This is a genomic window from Microbacterium sp. LEMMJ01 (assembly GCF_002114135.1).
In the GTDB taxonomy this organism is placed as follows: Bacteria; Actinomycetota; Actinomycetes; order Actinomycetales; family Microbacteriaceae; genus Microbacterium.
The window spans coordinates 1-7,217 of sequence record NZ_NCTV01000006.1; the positions used below are offsets into that span (position 1 = coordinate 1).

Genomic DNA, 7,217 nt, shown 5'->3' on the forward strand with positions numbered 1-7,217 from the left:
CTCACCCTCACCGCGCGTGCCTCCCGCTGGGAGGTCAGCGCCATTGATCTTGCACCGCAAGCGGTCTCCGACAAGGGATCGACAACCCCCACGCCGACACCGTCCGGTAACGGCAACTAAGGAAGGAACACCAACCATGTTCGATTGGATCAACGGGATCACCGCTGATGCGACGACTGCTTTCCGGGCGGTCGTGTTTCTCGCAGCAGCAGTGATCTTCTTCGTCGTCGCCGCCAAGGTGCGGTTCGCCATGGCGACGACCATCATCACCGGCATCGCGTGCGGCCTGGCCATGTTCCTCGCCGCCGGCGGTGGCGAGTGGGTCATGGGCCTCATCCAGACCGAGACCGTCGACGCCATCGGAGTCACGATCCATCAGATCGCAGCTCCGGCGGACGCCCTGGTGCTCAACGAGACCACCACCGCGGCCGGCGACACGGTCTACCGGCTGGTCGCGTAAAGGGGCGAACGTGGCCGATCGCGACGAAGAGAGAGAGGTTGCGCGCTTCTACACGCGCAGCCGCCGGTTCCCAAAGTTCATCGGCCGTCTCCACGACGGCACGAAGATCCCCGGGGGCCCCTACACGCTGACGCAGGGCGTCGTCCTGGCGATCGTCCTGGTCGTCGCCCTGCTGACGCAGAGCGTGTGGGGGACTGGCTCTCCGATCGTCGATATCCCCGTCGCTGCCTTCGTGTCCTGGGGAGCAGCGTGGGGAGCCGGAAGGATCCCGGCCACACGCCGGAACCTGCTGAGCATCATCACCAGCGGCCTGTCCGCGATGACCCGCCCCGCAGCCGGCCGCTACCGCGGAGTGACCATGCGGGTTCGCCCGCCCCACTTCGCAGGCGGCGGAACAACGATCGCCGAGCCGGTCGGAGCCACGCTCACCACCCCGGATAGCGAGACCACCGCACCCGCACCGGAAGCGCCCGTCGTGGCGCAGCCGGTCCTGCAGCCGCGCTCGACGCCGCTGCCGGCGCACGCACCCGCACACGCGGTCAGCGGCGTCGAGCGCCTGCTGCAGCAAGCCCGAGGAGGCAACTGACCATGAACAACACCGACATCCCGCTCGGCATCATCGGCCGAGGCCGCGGCTACGTCATCAAGACCCTCGTGGTCAAGGCGGAGACCGCGCGTGGGCCGATCTGTGCGGACCCCGCTACCACGAGCTACGCAGCCCTCCTCCCCATCCTCGGCGGCACGCCGATCACGGCACCCCTCAGCGGCGGTCGCGATCTGCTGCTGGCCACGCCGACCGACTGAGAAACGAGACGACGATGCAGATTCCGGCAACAGCGATGACGAGCAACCTGATGTGGACCCGCTCGGGCGTGGTCTGGGCTACGTGGCGGCTGCAGCCGCTCCCGTATGCCTACGCCACCACGGCGGCAAAGCAGCTCGTCAAGGCGCACCACCAGGCGCTCTTCCAGGCGCACCGGGGCGAGGGACTGCTGCTGGGGCTGTGCGCTGACCTGGATCCGGTGTCTGTCGTGGAGCGGATGCTGGACGGTGTTCGCATCGACGAGTGTCCGGACTGGGCGCGCGAGGTCGAGCTGACCCTGGACGCGCTCGAGCAGATCCCGCTTGGAACGCGCGCGTTCTGGTTCTCGGTCCCGCTCGCGGCCGGTTCGATGAAGGCTCGCGCGAGGTCGGCAGTGCGCGCCGCCGACACCAAGCTGCGCGACACGTTGGCTCTTCCCCGTCAGCTGCCTACCGACTCCGAGATCGCTGCGGCCGCGCGGATGGCCAAGGAGATCGAGGTTCGCATCCCGGCCGCGTTCCAGCCGACCCGTGCAACGCCGGCCGAGCAGATCTGGATCGCCCTTCACTCGCAGCAGCGCGGCCTCTCCGCAGATCTCGCCGCCCCTGTCCCGCCCGCCGAGGGTACCGAGGACGGATTCGGCGTCGACGAGCTCGCGCACTTCCAGATGCCCTCCGCGATGCCGAACCCATGGCTCGACGAAGGCGGACAGAGCGACCTTCCCAAGGGGCAGCAGTTCCTCCCGTTCAAGCGCCGCTACCTCAAGGTGCACAGCCCCTACGCGGACGAGACGTCGTCCTACCAGGTGGTGCAGGCCATGGTCGCCGCACCCAAGGCCGGCTGGGTTTCGCCCGGCGTCGAGTGGATCTCACACGTCGACCAGTTCCCCCTTGACGTCGACTGGGGGATCCGTTTCACCGTCACCGGCGCCGACGAGGTCAAGCGTCGCAACAAGAAGGCCGAAACCGCCCTCGAGGAGCAGTACAAGCACCAGGAGGGCACCGCGACGATCACCGGCGGCGGATCCGACCTCGGAGAGATCGCGGAGACGCTGGCCGCCTACCACGCCTCCCTCAACCGCTCCGATAAGGAGGTCGAGGTTCAGGCGACGGTGCTGTTCGCTGTGGGGGCAGATACCGCCGATCTCGCGAAGGCTAAGGGCCGGTTCGTGGCAGACGAGTACAAGCGCGCTGACTTCCTCCTCGAGGCTCCCCTGGGAGGTCAGGAGGAGCTTTGGTGGGCGATGATCCCCGGCACGCCCACCGGGCGCATCGTCCGTGAGCTCACCCAGATCACGACGGGCCGGGAGTTCGCGACCGGCGTTCCGCTTTCCAGCAACGAGCTCGGAGACGAGAAGGGCGCCCGCTTCGGCGAGAACATCAGCACCGCCCGGCACACCCCGATCCTCCGCGACGCGGACGGCAGTATCCAGGCCGACACCAGCGCCAGCTTCGGCGTGGTCGCCGAGCTCGGCGCCGGCAAGAGCGTGCTGCTCAAGGGAGACATGGGCGACACGGTCGACCGCAACGGCCGCGTCGTCGCGATCGACCGCACAGAGGCCAAGGAGTACGCGGTTTTCGCGCAGAGCCTCCGGCCGGACACCACGACGATCGTTGACCTGATGACCCCGGAGTACTCGCTGGACCCGCTGCGGGTGTTCGGCCCTCTCGTCGGCGCACGCATGGTGCAGTCGCTCTTCGCGGTGATGCTCGGCATCCGGGCCCGCGACTCCCGAGGCGTCGCCCTGTCCCGCCTCCTCGAGCCGGAGTACGTCGCCGCGCACGACATCACCAGCCTCGGTCGCCTGCGGGCGCACCTCAAGACGATCTCCTCGGCGGAGAGCGATGAGCTGTCGGGCCTGATCAACCTGGTCGCGTCGAAGGACATCGGCGAGGTTCTCTTCAATGACGGGCTGACCGCTGTCGACCTGAAATCGCGTGCCCTGGTCTTCCTCACCCATGGGCTGTCGCTGCCAGACAAGACCGAGCTCGAGCACGCGCACCTGTTCGAGGAGATGCCCCTGGAAAAGATCTACGGCCGCGCCATGTACGCGATGCTCATGGGGATCTCCCGCGAGGTCTGCTTCATGAACCCCGGCGAGCTCGCCGGCGCCTACTTCGACGAGTGCCACCACATCACCCAGTCACCGGAGGGAGAGCGCGACCTGCGCATCGGCATCCGCGACGGTCGCAAGCACCGCGCGTTCTTCGCCCTCGGCTCGCACGACCCCGCCGACTTCGGAGAAACCCAGACCCGAGGCCTGCTCAAGACCCGCTACGTGATGCGCCAGACCGACAAGGAGCTCGCTCGCCGCGCGATCGAGTGGCTGACCGGCGAGCCCGCGGACCCGGCGATGGTCCAGGTGGTCACCGAAGACCTGTCCCCGCTCGGGGCGGACGGAAAGGTCGCCCCGGAGCGGCGCGGCGAGGGACTGATCCGTGACCAGCGCGGTCGAATCGGGAAGTTCCGCAAGACGCTGCCCGAGCGCCCCGACCGCCGCGAAGCCGTGCTGTCGACCCCGTCTCTGGTGACACCATGATCACCTTCTACCGGCACACCTTCGAGACTCTGGGCGGCGCGTTCTGGCGGGTCCGTTTCTGGGCGCACGATCACCCGCGGTGGAGCAAGGTCATCGCCGTCGTCCTGATCGACCTGTTCCTGGTCCTGTTCGGCAACACGTACTGGGCCTTCGCCGCTGACGGCGGCGGCTCGTCCCCGTTCATGCTCGGCGGCGACATCACTGACAGCGACGGCGTCCCGCTGACCAACTACACGGTGCTTCCACTGGACCGCGGCGATGTGTTCACGATGGGGAAGTTCTTCATCTCCATGTGGATCGACCCGATCTGGACCGGGCATCTGGGTCTGGTGTCGTGGATGATCTGGTTCTGCAACTGGCTGCTCTCCTTCGAGTGGGTCGACATCGTCGCGGCACCGTTCGGCGCGCTGGCCGACCTCTTGCAGGACTTCCTCGGCGAGATCGCATGGATCCCGTTCGCGCTGACGATCGCCGGCGGTGTCGCGGGCCTGGCGATCATGCTCGGCCGGCACTCCACCGGGTGGGCGGAGTTGTTCATCTCTGCGTGCTGTGCGGTGCTGGCGACCGGTCTGCTCGCTAACCCGATCGCCTCGCTCACCGCCGCAGGCGGAGCATTCGACACCGCCCAGGAGTACGGCGGTCAGATCGCTGCCGTCGTCGTCACCGACGACATCAACAGCACGGAGCTCGACTCCGAGAACCTGCTGTCAGCTGCGGTCACGTCGCAGCTGGTCGACATCTTCGTGAAGATCCCTGCGCAGACGATCGCGTTCGGCCACGCCCTCGAGGGGCAGTGCGCCGCGACGTTCACCGACACGATGACCAACTCGGCGCCCATCCAGACCGGCGGCAACGAGGTCCGTGACGCGGTCGGCGGGTGCGACGAGGCGGCGAAGACGTTCAACCAGAATCCGAACTTCGGCCAGGTGCTCACGGCCGTCACGATGACCCCCGGAGCGCTCACCCTGTTCATCCTGCCGATGGCCTTCGGGGTGCTGTTCCTAGTCACGGTTCTCGGCTTCCTGATCTCCGCACTCAAGACCATGTGGAACGTCTACATCGGGATCCTCCCGGTCAACCGATACCCGCTGTGGAAGTCCCTCGCCGACACCTTCATGGGCCTGGTCGCCATCGTCTTCATGGCAGTCGTCATGGCGGCCGTCCTCAAGCTCACCGTCGCAGCGATCACCGGGCTCAGCAGCCTGGGAATCCCGCTCGTCGCGCAGATGACCTTTGCGACGCTGGTGATGATCGTGCTGCTGTTCCTCATCATCCGAGCGCGTCGCATTGCCAAGAAGACCGGCCGGTCGATCGCCGAGCAGCTCTCCAAGTACGGCATCGGCAAGGGCGCGCCGGCGCAGCGCGACGGGGTCAAGACCGTCGCGGCGATGAGCGCCGTATCCACCGTCGCGGCCGCGGCGCTGCGTCGCCCTGACAACAAGGTCGACGCGCGCTCCATCAACTTCGGCGCGGGGGCTGCGCAGGACATCGGCACAATGACCGCTACACGCCCGCCCGCGGCTCCCAAGCCGCCCTCGACGCCCTCTGGCGGCTCACCGAGCCGTCCCGCCCTCCCGTCGCCTCAGATGGGCTCTGGGGGCGGCGCTGGCGCGGGTGCTGCCGCCAAGGCCTCGAAGACCGCGGACCTGGTCTTCACGGCCGCGCGGATCGGCAAGGGTGCCGCAGCGGGCGGTGTGGCCGGCGCCGCCGGCGCCGCGGCGCTCGAGGTCGGTGGCCGAGTCGCGAGCAAGGGAGCGTCGAAGGCTGTCTCCGCGGCCGCGGCAGGCGCGAGCAAGCCGCGAGCTGCGGGCGACCCGAAGGTGGTCTCGATGGTCGTCGACCAGGGCCCGGCGCCCACGCGCACCCCGGACGGTCCTCGACGGATCGTCGTCGACTCCTCGGGCATGGGACACATCGAACGGCGCCCCTCGTCAGGTGTCGTCGACATCTCGTCCCTGCCGGCGCGCGCGCCTCGCTCTCCGCGCAGCGGTGAGATGCGCGCCCGGCTCGCGATCGCACAGAAGTAACCCCGCATGTCCGCATCGGGAGTACTCGAGCGCTCTGCCGACGTCGCCGGCGCCGTCAATGGGGGAGACGACGGGGACGGTGGTGGTTCGCGCAAGGTCGTCCTCTGGGTGATCGCGCTCGTGCTGGTGCCGGTGGTGCTCTTCGCCGGCTACACGATGTTCCTGATGATGGCGATCGCCGGCGCCTCCGGCGGTGGGTCGTCGCAGTGCACCGCGGGGTCGCTGACCACCGACAAGCTCGAGGTCCAGACCACAGGAGGATCGACCCGCACCCTCGGTGCGACGGAGCTCGGCCACGCGGCCACCATCCTCTCGGTCGCCCGCTCACTGGGCGTGTCCGCGCGGGGCCAGCAGATCGCGATCATGACCGCGCTGCAGGAGTCCGGCTTGAAGATGTACGCCAACTCCTCCGTGCCTGAGTCCCTCGATTACCCGCACGACGCGGTCGGCAGCGACCACGACTCCGTCAACTACTTCCAGCAGCGTGTGTCGGGCTGGGGCACCGTCGAGGAGCTCATGGACCCCCTCTACGCAGCCAAGGCGTTCTTCGGCGGCGAGGAGGGCCCCAACGGCGGATCGCCGCGTGGGCTGCTCGACATCCCCGGCTGGGAGGACATGGGGCTGGGGGAGGCCGCGCAGACCGTGCAGGTCTCCGCATACCCGACCGCTTACGACAAGTGGGAGCCCGCAGCACAGCAGATCATCACCGCGGTCGGCGGGTCGATCAGCTGCGACAGCAGCACTGTCGTCGGGCAGGCCGCTTTCCCCCTTGCGGCCGGCTACCAGATGACCTCCGGCTACGGGCCGCGCGACATCACCGTTCCGGGTGCGTCGAGTTGGCATGTCGGAATCGACCTGCAGCGCTGGCCAAACCCGTGCGGCGACCCTGTCTACGCGGTCCTGCCGGGCACGGTGACTCTCAGCAGCTCACTGTGGTTGTCGATCAAGCACCCCGATGGGTTCGTGGTGTCCTACCTGCATATGTACAAGAGCGAGCGGCTCGTCGACGTCGGAGACACCGTCACCGCCGGCCAGCAGATCGGTGTCGTCGGGAACGTGCCGCCCAGTGGGGGATGCCACCTGCACCTGGCCGTCAACAAGAACGGGACGACGAATCAGGCCGTCGCCGGGCTGCAGGAGGCGACTGCACTCGGTGCCCCCTCGCAGTACGCCGGCTACGTGAACCCCGAAGAGTTCCTCCGCCTGTATGGCATCGAGATCTGTCCCACAGACGGCACTTGCCGACGCCTCTGACCCCCCTGGAAAACCGAGTCAACTCGCGGCATGTAACCCTCCTGACGGCCTGGAAACCGGCCTGTAGGCTGGGGGCAGCCCCGGCCCGAAACGGGGCCGAAGCCTCTCCCACCCAGACGGTGACTCGTGCCCTCA

At 68.1% G+C, this 7,217-nt stretch carries 6 protein-coding genes; all 6 read left to right on the plus strand.

The window, feature by feature from the left end; genetic code table 11:
• Window positions 1-136 precede the first annotated feature (136 nt).
• The 6 genes from B7W94_RS00090 to B7W94_RS00115 are packed head-to-tail and all read left to right on the plus strand — an operon-like array spanning window position 137 to window position 7,082.
• Window positions 137-460: a hypothetical protein gene (locus B7W94_RS00090; protein ID WP_005052725.1), complete on the plus strand. Its 324-nt coding sequence runs from the start codon at window positions 137-139 to the stop codon at window positions 458-460.
• 10 nt (window positions 461-470) lie between these two features.
• A complete protein-coding gene (locus B7W94_RS00095) occupies window positions 471-1,046 on the plus strand; it encodes a hypothetical protein (protein ID WP_005052728.1) in 576 nt (191 codons plus the stop codon).
• Between the two features lie 2 nt (window positions 1,047-1,048).
• The gene (locus B7W94_RS00100) at window positions 1,049-1,264 is read left to right on the plus strand and encodes a hypothetical protein (protein ID WP_005052730.1); all 216 of its coding nucleotides are present in this window, start codon (window positions 1,049-1,051) and stop codon (window positions 1,262-1,264) included.
• Between the two features lie 14 nt (window positions 1,265-1,278).
• Window positions 1,279-3,801 carry an ATP-binding protein gene (locus B7W94_RS00105; protein ID WP_005052733.1) on the plus strand — a complete coding sequence of 841 codons (2,523 nt, stop codon included), beginning with the start codon at window positions 1,279-1,281 and terminating at the stop codon, window positions 3,799-3,801.
• Window positions 3,798-5,828, plus strand: coding sequence for a hypothetical protein (locus B7W94_RS00110; RefSeq protein WP_005052735.1), 2,031 nt, complete (start codon window positions 3,798-3,800; stop codon window positions 5,826-5,828). Before B7W94_RS00105 ends, B7W94_RS00110 begins: the two co-directional genes overlap by 4 nt.
• A 6-nt stretch (window positions 5,829-5,834) precedes the next feature.
• Entirely contained in the window at window positions 5,835-7,082 is a 1,248-nt protein-coding gene (locus tag B7W94_RS00115) for a M23 family metallopeptidase (protein ID WP_005052737.1), read from the plus strand.
• Window positions 7,083-7,217 lie beyond the last annotated feature (135 nt).